Origin of the sequence: Pseudomonas fluorescens (genome assembly GCF_902497855.1) — a bacterium.
GTDB classification, from domain to species: Bacteria; Pseudomonadota; Gammaproteobacteria; order Pseudomonadales; family Pseudomonadaceae; genus Aquipseudomonas; species Aquipseudomonas fluorescens_BI.
In genome coordinates, this window is sequence record NZ_CABVHU010000012.1 from 39277 (window position 1) to 57262 (window position 17986).

Genomic DNA, 17986 nt, shown 5'->3' on the forward strand with positions numbered 1-17986 from the left:
TTATCATTCAACATAATTTGTCGCTCGATGTGTAGGACGGCACCGGTCTTCCAGGCGTCCCACTAACCTATTTGCAGCAGGGTGATTTCCATGACGGAACAAGTGTCCACAAGCCGATGCGATTCACCGCTACTTCAGGCATTCGTCGACAATCGACTGATTCTGGTCAAGATTGCAGCCCGTATCACTGGGTGCCGCTCGCGCGCTGAAGACGTGGTGCAGGATGCGTTCTTCCGCCTGCAGTCGGCGCCGCAGATCACGTCCTCGTTCAAGGCTCAACTCAGCTACCTGTTCCAGATCGTGCGTAACCTGGCGATCGATCACTACCGTAAACAGGCACTGGAACAGAAATATTCAGGGCCTGAAGAAGAAGGCCTGAACGTGGTGATTCAAGGCGCGTCGCCGGAAACCTCGCACATCAATTTCTCGACCCTGGAAAACATTGCCGACGCGCTGACGGAGTTGCCCAGCCGCACCCGTTACGCGTTCGAGATGTACCGCCTGCATGGCGTGCCGCAGAAGGACATCGCCAAGGAACTCGGGGTTTCGCCGACCCTGGTGAACTTCATGATTCGCGATGCTTTGGTGCACTGCCGCAAGGTGTCGGGGAACCGAGTGGATACCTTTGCCCGGCGCTAGGATCTAAAATTTGTGTCGCTCCCTTCGCGAGCAGGCGGGCTCCTGTAGGAGCTGGCTTGCCAGCGAAGGCGTCCTTCCAGCCAAGAAAGATGTTGCCTGATCCACCGCCTTCGCTGGCAAGCCAGCTCCTACAGGGGCCGAGCTTGCTCGCGAAAGCGGACTCAAGACTACAACGGATCTTGAGCCTTACACTTCAAGCCAACTCACACCGCTCAAAAAACCGCTCCCGCCCCAACACCATCAACGCCGCACGCTTATGCGGAAAATCAAACTCTTTCTCACAATGAAAACGCTGGCCCTGCATATACCCGATCATCTTGCCGTTGTCGGCCCGAGGCTCGGCAACCACTCGCCGGGTACGGGGATCATCGAGAAACAGGTAATGCACCAGCGCCGATAACCAGCTCGCCACCTTGTGCGGGCCGCGGTGATGCTCTTCACCGACCAGCATGTGAATACCCCGGTCGTAATCGTGCGCTTCATAGAAAGGTGCGATGCGATCTTCCTTGGCCCAATAGGCCTCGAAATAGGCAAACGGCTGATCATCGAAACAGCCGATCAGGGTCAGGGTGTGGGGGTCGGCCTCGAGCTTGCCCAGGTATTCGCGATGCTGCTCGAGACTGCCCTGCTCCTGCCAGAAACTCGCGACCCGCGCACTGTTCTGCCAACGATTGAACCGTTCAAGGTCATGGTCGATGTCCAGCGTGCGCAGGGAAATCCACGCGCCCAGGCGTGCATCGAAACGTCGATAAACTTCACCCTGCGGTTTTACCCGTCGCAACGGATGACGTTTGCCGCCACTGATGACCATGTGCTGCGGATAGCTGCCGGCCAGGGACTGACCGAGCCAGGGTTGCGGCAACTGCCAGAACAGCGTGCGTTCGCAGCGATACTGGCCCGCGGTTTCGGTGGCGACCAGCAAGCCGTTGCGCAAGGCATCGACAGGGACTTCATCCAGCTGCCAGGTCAGACGCTGACAGGCAGGATCGCGGGCAAACAGCCAATAACAGGCTGTGTGCAGTGCATCGCCATCGGGGTGGTCGAAGTCTTGCTCCAGCTGCACCAGCAATTCGGGTTCACGGGCCAGACGCAAGCTGATCAGCGGCTCTCCATCCAGGTCGAGGCTCAGCCGGTTTTCGGTTTCATCAGCTACAAGACGGCTGCCGGTGGGCAACGCCAGGGCAGTCAGGTCATTCGGAATGGACATGGGTCGGGCTCACGTTAATCGTCGACAGTTACGTGAGATAACGTGAGCCAGCCCTGAAAATTTAACGCAGCTCGCAACAGAACTCAGGGTGACTTGACCCAGATTTCGCGAATGATGTAATCATTACCGAGGCCAGTGGCGACGTGGCTGACAATCTGCAATTCCATCTGCGATGAGCAGGCTGTAAACGTGCCTTTGAGCACTACAAAGGAATATATAGATGTAATCTGCGTCGGCGGCGAAACGACTTGTATTCCGGTATTGAGGGACAGAACTGGCGCTTCATGCTGACCCAGCCAACGGCGCACGTTTAACGCGAATTCGTAGGTTCGTCCCACCTCCAGGTTCTGAAAGTTCTTTTTCAACACAACCCCGGCGGAATCCATGGTGTACGTTTTGTTAAATAAAGAGTAGCCATCCTGATCCCTGCTGACCACGAGGTCTCGAGGATCGGAACTCGCCTCTCCCCTCATCCAGCCATTCCAGTTATCGGTACCATCTCCCTCACTGAACGTCGTTCGATCTTCGTAAGGCTCCTGGATCTCAAGACTCAGCGGTGGAAATAACGTCGGGCAAGCACATTCGTTTTCGTCAATCACGGCCTGAAAAACAAACGTGAGGTGACTGCCGTGTTCCAACCCTTGCAGTAGCTCCCAATTGATACTTCGAGACCAGCCAGCCACAGTTTCTGCCTGTGTAACAGGCTCGGCGTCAACGACAAGCAGCATCATTGTCGAGCCGTCGAAATTTTTCCCGGAGACATGCAAAGTGGTGGGTTGACCCTGCGCAATAGACCGCCAACGTGCCACCTTAACGGTGATACCGGAGGCCCCATCGGGCTTTTGCAGGGTCAATATTTTGGCGACAGCTTCAGCAACCTCAGGGCTTGGAAGGCGCGGAACAGCATTCAGTTGACGATTTGACATGGCAGACGTCCTTTCTGATGAAGGTCAGACCCGTCAACGGGTCTGGCACCGGAAAGTCATCTAACCGTGGGTCACAACGAGCGTCTACTGTCATATTTGACAGTGCGGGCACCCTAAAACCCGCTGCCCGACGAATGGTGGGGCGCTATGTTATTCAACAGGTAAATCGCGACCGGTCAATCATTGAGCACCGGTACCACGGCAATCCTGTACGGATCGAAAATCTTCAGCATCTGGCCGTTCTCGCGCAAGTCTTGCAGCAACTTGCCAAATGCAACGCCACTGATGGGCGCCGTCGGGCGGAGGATGGCGTAGTGGTGATAAATCTGATCGACCCGCTCCGACACCAGCAACTGATTGGCAACCTGCTCGTTGCGCAGCAGGTAGTCGCTCAGGTAAGAGCGCGTCACCAGGGCAATGTCCGCTCGCCCGCGCAGCACCATCAACAGGTTGCTGTCATGGGAGTAGGTCAGTGTGGCGTTGTAGTTCTGCGCGAGAAATTTCGGGTCGGCATTGAAATTGGAAAACTCATAGTGATAGCCGCTGAACAGCGCCAGGCGTTTGCCGGCGAGCGAGGCAAAATAGCTTTGCTGGCGATCGGGCTCGCGTTGCGCGACAAAAATCTCGGCGTCTTCCAGCCCCATGTCGACGGTGGTGTGGGGAATGTCCTTCCAGCCCCAGTCCGGGTTCTCGAAGATCGCCATGTCCACCCGGGCTTGCTTGAAGTCACCGAAGCGCCGGGGAATCGAAGTCGGCACCAGGACAAATCGATAGTCGCTCTGCAAGGCATTGAGTGCCTCGACCAATTGCGGCAACAAGCCGGTGTCGGCACCGGTTTCCGGGCGAACCGTGTAGGGCGGGAAATGCGCGGCGCCGATCCGCACCAGCTGTGCAGCCTGGGACGGTACTGCCCCTATCGACAAAAGCGCTGCGAGCGAAAGCACCGAGGCCGTCCGAATTGGCGAAGACATCAAACAACCCACTCCCCTGAAAATACGCTTCAATGCATTCAAGCCAGGCGGTTTCAGCCACTTCACCAGTCTAGTCGTATTTCGGACAACACTAGGGTTTCTCTGCCAGCACCAGAATCAAGGCTTCGTCGGCCAATTGATCGAGGCTCAGGCTGCCGCCGTCGCGAAACCAGGTGGTGGTCCAGGACAGTGCACCGGTCAGGAACCGCCGGGTAATGGACACGTCGCCGCGGATAAACCCGGCGTCCTTGGCCTCCCCGAGCACCTGCAGCCACAGGTCTTCGTAGATGTCGCGCAGGGCCAGCACCCGCGTCTGCCCTGCTTCGGAGAGCGAACGCCATTCATACACCAGCACCGCCATGGCCTCGCCGCTGCCGCCCATGATCGATTGCAATTCGCACCGAATCAGCGCCAGCACCCGCTCGCGCACGCTGGTGGCCTCGGCCAGTTCCGCGCGCATTAACGCCGTGTTATAGCGAATGGTCTCCTCCATCACCGCCCGCAGGATCTCGTCCTTGCTTTTGAAGTGATGAAAAATACTGCCGGACTGGATGCCGACGGCTCCGGCCAGATCGCGCACGGTGGTGCGCTCGTAGCCTTTGTTGCGAAACAGATGGGCCGCCACTTGCAGCAGTTTGCCGCGGGCGCTGTCCGGGTCGGTCAATTGGCCGTTGTCGACCAATTCGCGCATCACCCTCAGGGCTTTTTGCTCGTCCACCCATTCTCTCCTACAGTCGATCAATCCAATTCGCCGCTCATGTAGGAGCGAGCTTGCTCCTGCAATTTCGTGGGGTTGCGCGGGCAATTTAAGCTGGCGGGGGCGACCAAGCAAGCGCTCGGGCAGAAGATAGTTCAGCCGTTTACAAACCAAGCGCTTGCTTGGTAGTCTCGATATTCTTCTGTCGGAGGTGGCTATGGCGTTGACGGGCTCCAAAACACTTCGCATCGGTTGCGCCAGCGCCTTCTGGGGCGACACCTCGACCGCCGCCGCGCAACTGGTGGCAGGCGGGCGCCTGGATTATCTGGTGTTCGACTACCTGGCCGAGATCACGATGTCGATCATGGCCGGCGCGCGAATGAAAGACCCCCGGGCCGGCTACGCCAGCGACTTCATCGAAGTCCTCAGCCCGCTGCTCGCGCAGCTCGCCGAACAGAGCATTCGCGTCATCAGCAATGCCGGCGGGATCAACCCACACGCTTGCGCCGCTGCCCTGCAGGCAGCCTGTGACCAGGCCGGGGTGGCGCTGAAAATAGCCGTGCTGCTGGGTGACGACCTGCAACCGCAGTTCAAACAGCTGATTGGCCTTGGCCTGCTGGAAATGTTCAGCGGCGCGCCGCTGCCGCCGATGTGCGTCTCGACCAACGCCTACCTGGGCGCACCGGGCATCGTCGAGGCCCTGCGCCTGGGCGCGGACATCGTGATTACCGGGCGCGTGGTCGACAGCGCCGTGGTCAGCGCCGCGCTGGTGCACGAATTCGGCTGGTCCTGGCACGACTACGACAAACTCGCCCAGGCGGCGCTGGCTGGCCACCTCATCGAATGCGGCGCCCAGTGCACCGGCGGCAACTTTACCGATTGGCGCGATGTGCCCGACTACGAACACATCGGCTTTCCCATCGTTGAAGTCAGCGCCGACAGCCAGTTCATCGTCAGCAAACCCGAAGGCTCCGGCGGCCTGGTCACGCCACTGACCGTCGGTGAGCAGCTGCTGTATGAAATCGGCGACCCGCAGGCCTATCTGCTGCCGGACGTGGTCTGTGATTTCACTCAGGTCAAACTGGTGCAACAAGGCAAGAACGCGGTTCAGGTGCACGGCGCCAAGGGCTTGCCGCCGACCGGTCAATACAAGGTCAGTGCCACGTACCCGGACGGCTTTCGTTGCACCGCCAGTTGCCTGATCGCCGGAATCGATGCGGTCGACAAGGCGCGGCGGGTCAGCGCAGCGATCATCGACAAGACCGCGCAAATGTTCAGCCAGCGCGGCTGGGCACCTTACACTGAGGTCAACATCGAGTTGCTGGGCAGCGAGGCCACCTATGGTCCCCATGGCCAGCGCCAGGACAGCCGCGAAGTGGTGATCAAGCTCGCCGTACGCCATCCGGACAAACAGGCACTGACCCTGTTCTCCAGGGAAATCGCCCAGGCCGCCACCGGCATGGCGCCGGGGCTGACCGGGATCGTCGGCGGGCGGCCGACTGTGTATCCGCTGATCCGGCTGTTCTCGTTCCTCATCGACAAAAGCGCCTGCCCCCTGCAGATCGACTTCGCCGGCCAGCGCCATCCGTGTGCCCTGCCCGCCGTCGACAAGCTTGACACCGCGCAGTTGCCCATTCCCCTGGACCCACCCAAACCCATGGGCCTGGCCGACGCCAGCGTCGCCCTGATCAAGCTCGCGGTGGCGCGCTCCGGCGACAAGGGCAATCACAGCAATATCGGGGTCATGGCGCGCGACCCCGACTACCTGCCATGGATCGCCGAAGCCTTGACCCCGGAAGTCATCGTCGACTGGATGAGCCATGTCCTCGACCCGGTCCACGGGCGAGTCGAGCGCTGGTACTTGCCCGCCACCCACAGCCTTAACTTCCTGCTGGAAAATGCCCTGGGCGGTGGCGGTGTGGCCAGCCTGCGCATCGATCCGCAAGGCAAGGCCTTCGCCCAACAACTGCTGGACATCCAGATTCCGGTGCCGCAGCACATCGCCGACCAGGTCAACTAGAGGGCAGCCGCCGTGGCCTACGATTCGATTTTCAAAGCCGATCTGTTTGCCGGCCAATACCATCCGGTCAGCGCACTGACCCGCAAGCACGGCCCGATGTGCTCAAGGACAGGGAATAAGCCATGCCGGTGATCCAGTCGCAAGTGGACCCCTCCAGCGCCCCGTTCGCCCGCAATCGTTCGGCGATGCTGGTGGGCATCGAGCACGTCCGCCAACTCGAACAGAACCTGCTGGACAAGGCTGCAGAAGCCAAAGCCAGGTTCGAGAAGCGCGGCCAACTGCTGCCCCGCGAGCGCCTCAACCTGCTGCTCGACCCCGGCGCCCCCTTCCTCGAACTGGCGAGCCTGGCCGGCTACAAGTTGCACGACGACAAGGATGGCAGCTCGGCCGGTGGCGGCCTGATCGCCGGGATCGGTCATGTGTCCGGGGTGCGGGTGCTGGTGGTGGCGAACAACAGTGCGATCAAGGGCGGGACCATTTCCCCCAGCGGCTTGAAAAAATCCCTGCGCCTGCAACAGATCGCCATGGAAAACAAACTGCCGGTGATCACGCTCGCCGAAAGCGGCGGCGCCAACCTCAATTACGCGGCGGACATTTTCATCGAAGGCGCACGCAGCTTTGCCAATCAGGCGCGGATGTCGGCCATGGGCCTGCCGCAGATCACCCTGGTTCACGGTTCGGCCACTGCGGGCGGTGCCTATCAACCAGGGTTATCGGATTACGTGGTGGTGGTGCGCGGTAAAGCCAAGCTGTTCCTGGCCGGCCCGCCGCTGCTCAAGGCGGCCACTGGCGAAGTGGCCAGCGATGAAGAGTTGGGTGGCGCCCAAATGCACGCGCAAATCGCCGGCACCGCCGAATACCTGGCCGAGAACGATGCCGATGGCGTGCGCCAGGTGCGGGAGATTGTCAGGTTGTTGCCGTGGAATGCGCGGCTGCCTGCGATCCCTGCGCGACAGTGGGAAGAACCGCTTTACCCCATTGATGAGTTGCTCGGGTTGATTCCCGATGATCCGAAGAAGCCTTATGACGTGCGCGAAATCATCGCGCGGATTGCCGACGGCTCGAACTTCCTTGAATTCAAGGGCGAGTTCGATCAGCAAACCGTCTGCGGTCATCTGCAGATCCAGGGCCGCGCCTGTGGCTTCATCGGCAACAACGGCCCGATCACGCCCAAGGGTGCGAGCAAGGCGGCGCAGTTCATTCAGCTCTGCGACCAGAGCCAGACGCCGCTGCTGTTTTTCCACAACACCACCGGGTTCATGGTCGGCACCGAAGCGGAACAGCAAGGCGTGATCAAGCACGGCGCCAAAATGATCCAGGCGGTGGCCAATGCCCGGGTGCCGAAACTGACCATCGTTGTCGGCGGCTCCTATGGCGCCGGCAACTATGCGATGTGCGGCCGCGGCCTCGACCCGCGCTTCATCTTCGCCTGGCCCAACAGCCGCACGGCGGTCATGGGGGGCGCCCAGGCCGGCAAGGTGTTGCGGATCGTCACCGAAGCCAAACAGCTCAAGGACGGCCTGGTGCCCGACCCGACCATGCTCGACATGCTGGAAAAGGTCACCGCGCAAAAGCTCGACAGCCAGTCGACCGCGCTGTATGGCAGTGCCAGTCTGTGGGACGACGGGCTGATCGACCCGCGGGATACCCGGACCTTGCTCGGGTACTTGCTGGATATTTGTCATGAAGCCGAAGTGCGATCACTGCAAGCCAACAGTTTTGGCGTAGCGAGGTTCTGATCGTTTCCACGCTGATCGTTCCCACGCTGATCGTTCCCACGCTCTGCGTGGGAATGCAGCCCAGGACGCTCCGCGTCCCAAGGGCGGACGCAGAGCGTCCCTAGAGCCGTTACCACGCAGAGCGTGGGAACGATCATGGATCACAGGAGAACAATAAAAAATGATCTTCACCCAGGAACACGAAGCACTGCGCCGTACCGTCCGCCAATTCGTCGACCACGAGATCAACCCTCACGTCGAAGAATGGGAAAAGGCCGGGCGCTTTCCCATCCACGAGGTTTTCCGCAAGGCCGGCGAGCTCGGCCTGCTGGGGATCTCCAAACCGGAAAAATTCGGCGGCATGGGGCTCGACTACAGTTATTCGATCGTCGCCGCCGAAGAATTCGGCACCATTCATTGCGGCGGCATCCCGATGTCCATCGGGGTGCAGACCGACATGTGCACCCCGGCACTGGCCCGTTTCGGCTCCGATGAACTGCGCGAAGAATTCCTGCGCCCGGCGATCATCGGCGAGCAGGTCGGTTGCATCGGCGTCTCCGAAGTCGGCGCCGGTTCCGATGTGGCGGGATTGAAAACCAGCGCCCGCAAGGACGGCGATGATTACGTGATCAACGGCAGCAAGATGTGGATCACCAATTCGCCGAGCGCCGACTTCATGTGCCTGCTGGCCAACACCTCGGACGATAAACCGCACCTCAACAAATCGCTGATCATGGTGCCGATGAACAGCCCCGGGATCAGCCTCGGCACGCACCTGGACAAACTCGGCATGCGCAGTTCGGAAACCGCCCAGGTGTTTTTCGACAACGTGCGCGTGCCGCAACGTTACCGCATCGGCCACGAAGGCGCGGGCTTCATGATGCAGATGCTGCAGTTCCAGGAGGAACGCCTGTTCGGCGCGGCCAACATGATCAAAGGCCTGGAATACTGCATCGACAGCACCATCGAGTACTGCAAGGAGCGCAAGACCTTCGGCAATGCGCTGATCGACAACCAGGTGATTCACTTCCGCCTGGCCGAACTGCAAACCGAAATCGAATGCCTGCGAGCCTTGGTCTATCAGGCCACCGAGCAATACATCAAAGGCCAGGACGTCACCCGCCTGGCGTCGATGGCCAAACTCAAGGCCGGTCGCCTGGGCCGCGAAGTCAGCGACAGTTGCCTGCAATACTGGGGCGGCATGGGCTTCATGTGGGACAACCCGGTGGCCCGGGCTTACCGCGATGTGCGGCTGGTGTCGATCGGCGGCGGGGCCGACGAGATCATGCTGGGGATCATCTGCAAACTCATGGGCATCCTGCCGGGGAAAAAACAATGAGCACCTTGCCGGTTTGCCAGACCCTGCTGCTGGAACTGCACAACGGCGTCCTGCACATCACCCTCAACCGCCCCGAAAGCCGCAATGCCATGAGCCTGCAGATGGTCGCCGAACTGCGCGCGGTGCTGGCGGCCGTGCACGATGACCGCGCAGTGCGGGCCCTGGTGATCGGTGGTGCTGGCGGGCATTTCTGTGCCGGCGGCGACCTCAAGGACATGGCCAACGCCCAGGCTCAAGGCCTGAGCGCCTGCCGCGAGTTGAACCGCGCGTTCGGCACGCTGCTGCAGGCAGTGCAACACACCCCACAAGTGGTGATCACCGTCTTGCAAGGTGCCGTACTTGGCGGTGGCTTGGGCCTGGCCTGCGTCAGCGATGTCGCGCTGGCCGATCATCAGGCGCAATTCGGCCTGCCGGAAACCAGCCTCGGTTTGCTGCCCGCGCAGATCGCGCCGTTCGTGGTCCAGCGCATCGGCCTGACCCAGGCCCGTCGACTCGCCCTGACGGCGGCGCGCTTCGATGGCACCCAGGCCAAGCGGATCGGCCTGGTGCATTTTGTCGAACATGACGCGCAAGCCCTGGCCGAGCGTCTCGATGAGGTGCTGGCCCATGTGTTGTGCTGCGCGCCGCAGGCCAATGCGCGGACTAAACAGCTGTTGCTGGCGAGTGCGGGGCAGCCGGCGGATGCATTGCTCGATGAAGCGGCCGGGTGGTTCAGCGAAGCGGTGACCGGGGCTGAAGGAGTCGAGGGGACCCAGGCCTTCGTGCAGAAGCGTAAGCCGGGGTGGGCGCCCTCTTAAAAGCTTCGCTGGCAAGCCAGCTCCTACACGGTTCTGTGTCGTTCACAAAACCCCTGTAGGAGCTGGCTTGCCAGCGAAGAGGCCGTCACATTCACCGCAAAACCAAGGGACCAAACCATGCCCGGATTCAGCAAAATCCTCATCGCCAACCGCGGTGAAATCGCCTGCCGCATCCAGCGCACCTCCCAAGCCCTGGGCTATCGCACCGTCGCCGTTTTCAGCGATGCCGACGCCGATGCCCTGCACGTGCAGATCGCCGACCAAGCCGTGAACATCGGCCCGGCCCCGGTGCAGCAGTCCTACCTGAACATCCCGGCAATCCTCGACGCCGCCCGGCGCACCGGGGCCGACGCGATCCACCCCGGCTACGGTTTCCTCTCGGAAAACGCCGGCTTCGCCCTCGCCTGCCAACACGCCGGCATCACCTTCATCGGCCCCAGCCCCGACGCCATCGAGCTGATGGGCAGCAAACGCCTGTCGAAACTCGCCATGCTTGCCGCCGGCGTGCCCTGCATCAAAGGCTATCAGGGCGCCGAACAGGACGACGCGACCCTGAGTCGCGAAGCCGGGCGTATCGGCTACCCGCTGATGATCAAGGCCAGTGCCGGCGGTGGCGGGCGCGGCATGCGCCTGGTCCAGGGCGCCGCTGACTTGCTGGCGCAGATCCGTAGCGCGCGCTCCGAAGCGCTGCACGGGTTCGGCAGTGACGAGCTGATCCTCGAACAAGCGTTGATCGATCCCCGGCACGTCGAGGTTCAGCTATTCGGCGACCGGCACGGCAACCTGATCCACCTCGGCGAGCGCGACTGTTCGATCCAGCGTCGCCATCAGAAAGTCATCGAGGAAGCGCCCTGCCCGGTGATGACCACCGAACTGCGCCAGGCCATGGGTGAAGCGGCGCTCAAGGCGGGGCGCGCGGTGAGTTACGTCGGCGCTGGCACCGTGGAATTCCTGCTGGATGCCAGCGGCCATTTTTACTTCCTGGAGATGAACACCCGGTTGCAAGTGGAACACCCGGTGACCGAATCGATCACCGGGCTCGACCTGGTGGCCTGGCAGCTACAGGTCGCCGCAGGGCTGCCCCTGCCGCTGCGTCAGGAGCAGTTGCAACTCAACGGCCATGCCATTGAAGTGCGCTTGTATGCCGAAGACCCGGCCCAGGGTTTTCTGCCACAGACCGGGCGCATCGCAACCTGGGAGCCCGCCCTGCAAGACGGTGTGCGAATCGACCACGGCCTGATCGAAGGCCAAGGCATCAGCCCCTTCTACGACCCGCTGCTGGGCAAGCTCATTGCCCACGGCGCCACCCGCGAAGAAGCCCGGCGCAAGTTGTTGCGCGCCGTGCAGGACAGCGTGTTGCTGGGCGTACAGAGCAATCAGCGCTTGCTCGCCAGCGTGCTGCAACACCCGCGGTTCGTCAGCGGCGAGTTTGATACCGGCTTCATCCCCAGGTATTTTTCCGACCATGACTGCCTGCGCCCCCCGGTACCCGCCGCCGAAGAACTGGCGATCGCAACGGCCCTGTTTTATCAGGCATCGGCGCAGACGCACCTCGCGCCGCTGGCCGGTTGGCGCAACAACGCCAGCGCGCCGTTGCACTATCGCATCGGCCTGGAAGATCAGGATTGGCCGGTGCAATTGCACGCAGTGCCTGGCGCGCCCTACCGGATTCAAATGGCCACCCGCACCCTCGAATTGAAGGTTATCCAGTGCGACGGACGCTGGGCCACCCTGGAGATCGACGGCATCCGCCAGCGTCATGCCTACCGTCTCGAACCCACACAACTCTGGTTGTTCACCCGGCCTGGCAGCCTGCGACTGGTGGATCGGACGCAGGCCCTGGTCGGCACTCAGGCCAGCGTCAGCTCCGGCACGCTCAAGGCGCCGATGGACGGGGCGATTGTCGATGTGCTGGTCGCCGAAGGCAGCCCGGTCTGTAAAGGCCAGTTGTTGGTGGTGCTGGAGGCCATGAAAATGGAGCATCCCCTCAAGTCAGCCATCGACGGCGTGCTCAAACGCTTGCAGGTCAGGGTCGGCGACCAGGTGAAAAATCGTCAGATATTGTTGGAGGTCGAATAAGCCGCTAGGCGGATCCGCCGGGTTTGGCTACGCTCAAGCGCTATCAGGACGCGGATACCAGGAACCCTGCGATGCCTCACTGGCTGGTCATTGATCTGGAAGCCACCACCGATGAGGGTGGCTGGCCAGTTACGGAAATGGAAATCATCGAAATCGGCGCCACGCTGGTGGATCGCAAGGGACGAGAACTGGATGCATTCCAGCGCTTCGTGCGGCCCTTGCGGCGGCCCTTGCTGACGCCGTTTTGCCGGGAGCTGACGCACATCACCCAGGCCAACGTCGACGGTGCCGAGCCGCTCGGCGAAGTCTGGGCGTCGTTCGAGCGCTGGCTCGGCCAGCATCACGCGCGGCTGGAAGGCTGGGTCAGTTGGGGCGACTACGACCGCCAGCAACTGCTTCAGGAATGGCAGCGCCTGCAGCTCGACAGCGCCCTGAGCCGGGTGCCGCACATGAACCTCAAGCAGCGCTTTGCCAAGGCCCGTCGGCTGGAACGCCCGCTGGGGCTCAATGGCGCCCTGCAACTGGCGGGCATGCAGTTCACCGGGCAACAACACCGGGCGCTGGAAGACGCGCGCAATACGGCACGCCTGTTACCCCTGGTGCTCCCCTCTGGCGCGTGACGGCGCCAAGGGCCTTGTGCATACTGGCCAGCCCTTTTCAGCCCTTTTCGAGGAATCGCCCATGTTTAAAGTCAACGAGTACTTCGACGGCACCGTCAAGTCGATCGCCTTTGGCACTGCAGAAGGCCCGGCGACCATCGGCGTCATGGCGCCAGGCGAGTACGAATTCGGCACCAGCCAGCGTGAGATCATGCACGTGGTGACCGGCGCCCTGACCGTCAAACTGCCCGATAGCAGCGACTGGGAAACCTTCGCCGCGGGCAGCCAGTTCAACGTGCCCGCCAACAGCAAGTTCCAGCTGAAAGTGGCTGCCGACACCGCTTACCTGTGCGAATACCGCGGCTAAACCGCCCGGATTCAACAGCGCAAAAAAAAATGCCCGTGTCCCAGGACACGGGCATTTTCATTGTCGCGTTTACTCCAGGATCGTCACCGGCATGCCGACTTCGAGCTGGCCGTCGCCATCATTGACCAGATTCTGGCCGAACATCGCCCCCTCTTCCTGGGCTCGGTATTTCTGCAAGGTGGCCAGAGGTTCACGATCGCCGCTGCGTAGACCGGTTTGCGGGTCGACGGTGGTCAGGATGCAGCGCGAACAAGGCTTGACCACGCGAAACTCGACATCGCCGATACGGATACGCTTCCAGCCATCCTCGGCGTATGCGTGCGTGCCCTCGATCACCAGGTTCGGTCGAAAACGCAGCATCTCCAGCTTTTGCCCGACTTTTTGCGACAGATCCTCAAGGGACGCCTGCCCGATCAGCAACAGCGGGAAGCCATCGGCGAACGCCACCCGATCGTCATCCCTGCCGTAGCCCGCCTGGGTGATCCGCGCGCGATCGAGCGGTATTTGCACCAGGCGAGTCGGCTTGCCAATGAACTCACTGACCCAGGCCCCTGCCTCATCACCGGCATCGGGGACCCGCAAATTGTCGTGAAAGATGGTCACGCCCCGCAGTTGCGCGTCACTGCCTGGCAAGGCGATATCAATCGGTGAGCGGCCCGGCGCACTCAGGGTCAAGCCGCCTTCGGCATTCCACAATGCCGACAGCTGGCTCATCTGCCCCACTGCGCGCTGGCTCAGGAACCGCCCGCTGGCCTCGTCCACCAACATCCAGCGTCGATCCCCTTCCAGCCCCAGCTGGTCCAGGCTGGCCTGCTGCAGGATCTCGCCCTTGCCGGATTTCAGCGGATAACGATAAAGCGCGCTCAGACGCAGCATGGCCAACTCCCCGGAAAGTAAAAACGCCACCCTATACGAGCTCCAGCGCCGAATCAAAGGCCAAAAACCCTGTAGGAGCGAGCTTGCTCGCGATGGACTTAAGAACAACACGTTCATCCAGGATGAATGCGTTATCGTTCACGTCCATCGCGAACAAGCTCGCTCCTACACGAGCATCAGGCGCTGGCGCACCACATCGACCAGTTTGTCCGGCTGGAATTTGGAGAGGAAATTGTCGCAGCCGACTTTCCTGACCATCGAGTCGTTGAAACTGCCGGACAAGGAGGTGTGCAGCACCACATACAGGCCACGCAGACGCGGGTCGTTACGGATTTCGGTGGTCAGGCGGTGCTGGTTACGATCAGGCTTTATCGACCCTCAGTCGTTCGAGTACCGCCGAGCAGCGGCGAGTTTTCCGGCAGGTGCACGCGCAGTGCCGCCGCCCGCGCAGAGAACCGCAGACTGTCGCCTTCCAGAGGTTCGCCATCCAGGTTGATATAAAGACCTTCCGCGACCTTGATCTCGACCCATGGCAAACGGGCGCGCACAAACATGTTGTCGATACCGAAACCGTCAGCCAACAGGGTTTTCAAGGTGCCCACCAGCTCCTGCGGCGCAGGCAGGATGCTGATATCCAGCAGGCCATCGTCTGCCAGTGCATCCGGGCACAGCACATGCCCACCGCCAGCCTGCCGGCCATTGCCGATACCCAATGCCAGGAGCTCGCCACTCCATTGGAAATCAGGGCCCTGCAACTCGCCGTAGGCCGCATGCAACTCACTGAAGCGAGACAACCCGGTGAATAGATAAGCCGCCCCGCCGAGGATTTTTTTCAGGTCTTCCGAGGTATTGGCCGTCACCTGGCTGCCAAAGCCGCCCGTGGCCATATTCAGGAAGACCTGACCGCCCACTTCGCCCAGATCGATGGCGCTCGGCGCAGTGTCCAAAAGATCCAGTGCCTGATCAGGCTCCAGTGGCACACCGGCGGCGCGGGCAAAATCATTGGCCGTCCCCAAAGGCATCAATACCAGGCTGGCCTGCGTCGGGTGTGCGGCCATGGCCTCGGCAATATCACGCAAAGTGCCATCCCCGCCGCCGGCGATGATGTGCCTGTAGCCTGCCGTCAACGCCTCCTCTACCAGCCGTTGTGCGTCCCCGGCTTCCCAGGTCAGTCGAACGGCCAGTTCCCAACCCTGTTGGCGCTTACCCTCGACGGCGGCGCGAACCGACTCGTTGAGCGCTTGCTTGCCATGAAGAATCAATAGCGCCCTGCGTTCGCTCATTGTGCTCACTCCCATGAATTGAATTCGTACGGGAGATATTGACCTCACCGCCCTTCAGAAAAGTCGATGGGAATTGAATTAATTCGAATCGAGCAGTTTTGCGCCCTGAAACAAGGAATTTTCTTACAAAACGTTAGGAATCAGCTTAATTGACCAGCCTGTCGTAATTGGTACAACGTGGCGACTGCATTTATCAGTCATCAGTAGAAACAAACAGGGACGTGCCATGCAAAACCATGACATCAGGCCACCGCTCATTCCGGTCACACCACTCGCAGAGAAACGCTCCAGTCATCAGGCTGAATTAAAAAACAGCCAGGCACCCACCGGCGGCATCGCCATGGACCCGCGCGTCACTGAATTGCAGGCGCACCTCAAATACATGCGCAGAGACATGGATGAAATGCGTGACAACGTCAGATCCATCAAGCACCGGCTGGTCTATTCAACTGGCGGAACAGCCGTGGTCCTCGGGCTTCTGGTGTGGATCGGCAACAGCCGTTTCGATCAGCTCGTGACGCTTCTTCTGGGTCGATAAGGATTCGTCATGAACGCAAAAGCCGCCGGGGTTGAGGTCAACCCGCAAAAAATGCGGCGGACGCAGGGGGCAACCCGGCATGGATGCCGGGTTAGCCGCACCCGGATCTCAGCCCAGGACTTCACTCAATGGAATGAAGCTGACCCAGTCCCCCTCGACCAGCGTGCGGTCTTCCAGCACTTCAACCAGGCCATCCGCCCAGGCGGCGCTGCGCAGCACCCCGGAACTCTGATTCCTGTAAATGATGGCCCGCCCGTTCTCCAGCCGTCCACGCAAGTACTCGCGCCGATTGCCGGCTTTGGGCCAGTCAAATCCCGCGGGAACCTGAAACTTCAGGGGCTCGACTGCCTTCACCCCCAGACGACGCATCAGATAGGGCCTTGCCAACAGGGCAAAGGTCACCAGGGTCGACGCCGGGTTGCCGGGCAAGCCGATCACCGGGACGCCGCGAAAATGCCCGAAGGTCAACGGTTTGCCTGGCTTGATGGCCAGCTTCCACAAGGTCAGCTCGCCCTCTTCGCGCAAAGCGATCCCGAGAAAATCGGCTTCACCAACCGAAACGCCGCCGGTCGAGAGGATCAGGTCGACATCCTTCAACTCGCCCAGGCGGGCGCGGGTGGTCGCCAGGTCGTCCGCAAGAATACCGGCATCAATCACTTCACAACCCAGGCGTTGCAACCAGCTGCAAAGCAATACTCGATTGCTGTTGTAGATCTGTCCCGGGCCCAGCGCCTGACCCGGTTCAAGCAACTCATCCCCGGTAGACAAGACTGCAACGCGAATCTTGCGAATCACCTCCAGCTCTGCACAACCCAGCGATGCCGCCAGCCCCTGCTCGATCGGTCCCAGGCGCGTGCCGGCGGGCAGAATCAGTTCACCGACGGTGGTTTCCTGGCCTTGCGGACGGATGTTTTGTCCCGGGGCCATGGGTTGGATGAAACGCACTCGCTCATCCGCCTGGACCTCGGCGTTTTCCTGCATCTCGACGCAATCGGCACCGGCGGGAACCGGGGCACCGGTGAAGATTCGTGCACAAGTGCCCGGTTTCAAAGGGCCCGGGGCCTTGCCTGCGAAAACTTTCTGACTGACCGGCATCGGCTCTCCCGTCCAGTCAGCCACGCGCAAGGCATAACCGTCCATGGCACTGTTGGGCCATGGCGGCAGGTCAAGCGTCGACACCAGGTCATCGGCCAGTACGCGGCCCTCTACCTGCGCCAACGGCAAGCGTTCACGCTCGCGAATCGGCGAAGCTTCGGCCATTTCGAGCAAGCGGGCCAGCGCCACTTCGACCGCCATCAGGCTGCCGGTCTTGCCTGGCTTACCCACGGGATTCACAGGGCGCCGCCTGTTTCAGATGAGGCACGAAATTGCACGGGCGGTGCCGCGAATCCAGCTGCTCGGAAAGAATGCCGTCCCAACCGGTGCGTACGGCATTGGTCGAACCGGGCAGGCAGCAGACCAGCGTGCCATTGGCCAGGCCGGCCAGGGCCCGGGACTGCACGGTCGAGGTGCCGATATCGGCCACCGATATCTGCCGGAACAATTCACCAAAGCCGTCGACCTGCTTGTCCAGCAGGCAGCTCACGGCTTCAGGGGTGCTGTCGCGTCCGGTAAAACCGGTGCCACCGGTGATCAGCACGACCTGCACGACGTCGTCGGCAATCCAGTTGGCGACTTGCGCACGAATTTTGTAGAGGTCATCTTTGAGCAATACCCGGGCCGCCAGGTTGTGACCGGCGGCAATCAGGCGGTCGACGAAAAGCTGGCCTGACGTGTCGGTTTCCAGGGTACGGGTATCGCTGACCGTCAGCACCGCGATGTTGAGCGGTGCAAAAGGTACATCAGCCTTGGCTTTCATAGGCTCGTCCAGTTGTAGGAGAAACAGCCCGGTGTTATATCACAGCGCCTCATTTTTTCACCGCCCCCATGG

The 17986-nt window shown here is 61.2% G+C and carries 17 protein-coding genes and 1 pseudogene; 9 read left to right on the forward strand and 9 right to left on the reverse strand.

The window, feature by feature from the left end; genetic code table 11:
• The first annotated feature begins 90 nt into the window (after positions 1 to 90).
• Positions 91 to 639, forward strand: coding sequence for an RNA polymerase factor sigma-70 (locus tag F8N96_RS22555; RefSeq protein WP_010461205.1), 549 nt, complete (start codon positions 91 to 93; stop codon positions 637 to 639).
• Positions 640 to 832: 193 nt separating this feature from the next.
• Here the strand turns inward: F8N96_RS22555 and F8N96_RS22560 are convergent, their stop codons facing one another.
• The 4 genes from F8N96_RS22560 to F8N96_RS22575 form a co-directional block, all read right to left on the reverse strand.
• Positions 833 to 1846 carry a GNAT family N-acetyltransferase gene (locus F8N96_RS22560; protein ID WP_150799692.1) on the reverse strand — a complete coding sequence of 338 codons (1014 nt, stop codon included), beginning with the start codon at positions 1844 to 1846 and terminating at the stop codon, positions 833 to 835.
• 83 nt (positions 1847 to 1929) lie between these two features.
• Positions 1930 to 2772, reverse strand: a complete 843-nt coding sequence (locus tag F8N96_RS22565) for a sugar-binding protein (protein WP_150799693.1) — start codon at positions 2770 to 2772, stop codon at positions 1930 to 1932.
• Positions 2773 to 2948: 176 nt separating this feature from the next.
• Positions 2949 to 3743 carry a substrate-binding periplasmic protein gene (locus F8N96_RS22570; protein ID WP_191630735.1) on the reverse strand — a complete coding sequence of 265 codons (795 nt, stop codon included), beginning with the start codon at positions 3741 to 3743 and terminating at the stop codon, positions 2949 to 2951.
• Between the two features lie 91 nt (positions 3744 to 3834).
• On the reverse strand, positions 3835 to 4461 hold the full coding sequence (locus tag F8N96_RS22575) for a TetR/AcrR family transcriptional regulator (RefSeq protein ID WP_150799695.1): 627 nt from the start codon (positions 4459 to 4461) through the stop codon (positions 3835 to 3837).
• 196 nt (positions 4462 to 4657) lie between these two features.
• Here F8N96_RS22575 and F8N96_RS22580 point away from each other — a divergent pair, with 196 nt between their 5' ends.
• From F8N96_RS22580 to F8N96_RS22615, 7 genes are all read left to right on the forward strand, one after another.
• Positions 4658 to 6460: an acyclic terpene utilization AtuA family protein gene (locus F8N96_RS22580; RefSeq protein WP_150799696.1), complete on the forward strand. Its 1803-nt coding sequence runs from the start codon at positions 4658 to 4660 to the stop codon at positions 6458 to 6460.
• A 122-nt stretch (positions 6461 to 6582) separates the two neighbouring features.
• Positions 6583 to 8199, forward strand: a complete 1617-nt coding sequence (gene atuC, locus F8N96_RS22585) for a geranyl-CoA carboxylase subunit beta (RefSeq protein ID WP_150799697.1) — start codon at positions 6583 to 6585, stop codon at positions 8197 to 8199.
• A 160-nt stretch (positions 8200 to 8359) separates the two neighbouring features.
• Positions 8360 to 9517 (forward strand): citronellyl-CoA dehydrogenase, encoded by a 1158-nt coding sequence (gene atuD, locus F8N96_RS22595; RefSeq protein ID WP_150799699.1) that lies wholly within the window; start codon positions 8360 to 8362, stop codon positions 9515 to 9517.
• A complete protein-coding gene (locus F8N96_RS22600; RefSeq protein ID WP_150799700.1) occupies positions 9514 to 10314 on the forward strand; it encodes an enoyl-CoA hydratase-related protein in 801 nt (266 codons plus the stop codon). Before atuD ends, F8N96_RS22600 begins: the two co-directional genes overlap by 4 nt.
• Positions 10315 to 10431: 117 nt before the next feature.
• Entirely contained in the window at positions 10432 to 12393 is a 1962-nt protein-coding gene (locus F8N96_RS22605) for an acetyl/propionyl/methylcrotonyl-CoA carboxylase subunit alpha (protein WP_150799701.1), read from the forward strand.
• 71 nt (positions 12394 to 12464) lie between these two features.
• Positions 12465 to 13013, forward strand: a complete 549-nt coding sequence (locus F8N96_RS22610) for an exonuclease domain-containing protein (RefSeq protein WP_150799702.1) — start codon at positions 12465 to 12467, stop codon at positions 13011 to 13013.
• Positions 13014 to 13074: 61 nt separating this feature from the next.
• A complete protein-coding gene (locus F8N96_RS22615) occupies positions 13075 to 13359 on the forward strand; it encodes a pyrimidine/purine nucleoside phosphorylase (protein ID WP_150799703.1) in 285 nt (94 codons plus the stop codon).
• Positions 13360 to 13428: 69 nt separating this feature from the next.
• Here F8N96_RS22615 and F8N96_RS22620 read toward each other — a convergent pair whose 3' ends face one another.
• The 3 genes and pseudogenes from F8N96_RS22620 to yegS all read right to left on the reverse strand — a co-directional run bounded on the left by F8N96_RS22620 (position 13429) and on the right by yegS (position 15518).
• Complete coding sequence (locus F8N96_RS22620; protein ID WP_150799704.1) at positions 13429 to 14235, reverse strand: MOSC domain-containing protein; 807 nt, start codon at positions 14233 to 14235, stop codon at positions 13429 to 13431.
• 165 nt (positions 14236 to 14400) lie between these two features.
• Positions 14401 to 14586, reverse strand: a pseudogene (locus F8N96_RS22625) (chemotaxis protein CheV); the annotation flags it as partial.
• Between the two features lie 17 nt (positions 14587 to 14603).
• Positions 14604 to 15518 carry a lipid kinase YegS gene (gene yegS / locus F8N96_RS22630; protein ID WP_150799705.1) on the reverse strand — a complete coding sequence of 305 codons (915 nt, stop codon included), beginning with the start codon at positions 15516 to 15518 and terminating at the stop codon, positions 14604 to 14606.
• Positions 15519 to 15744: 226 nt separating this feature from the next.
• On the opposite strand from yegS, the gene F8N96_RS22635 reads away from it, so the two are divergent.
• Complete coding sequence (locus F8N96_RS22635) at positions 15745 to 16056, forward strand: hypothetical protein (RefSeq protein ID WP_150799706.1); 312 nt, start codon at positions 15745 to 15747, stop codon at positions 16054 to 16056.
• Between the two features lie 108 nt (positions 16057 to 16164).
• Here the strand turns inward: F8N96_RS22635 and glp are convergent, their stop codons facing one another.
• Entirely contained in the window at positions 16165 to 17391 is a 1227-nt protein-coding gene (gene glp, locus F8N96_RS22640; protein ID WP_150799707.1) for a gephyrin-like molybdotransferase Glp, read from the reverse strand.
• Positions 17375 to 17914, reverse strand: coding sequence for a molybdenum cofactor biosynthesis protein B (gene moaB / locus F8N96_RS22645; RefSeq protein ID WP_150799708.1), 540 nt, complete (start codon positions 17912 to 17914; stop codon positions 17375 to 17377). Before moaB ends, glp begins: the two co-directional genes overlap by 17 nt.
• Positions 17915 to 17986: the final 72 nt, after the last annotated feature.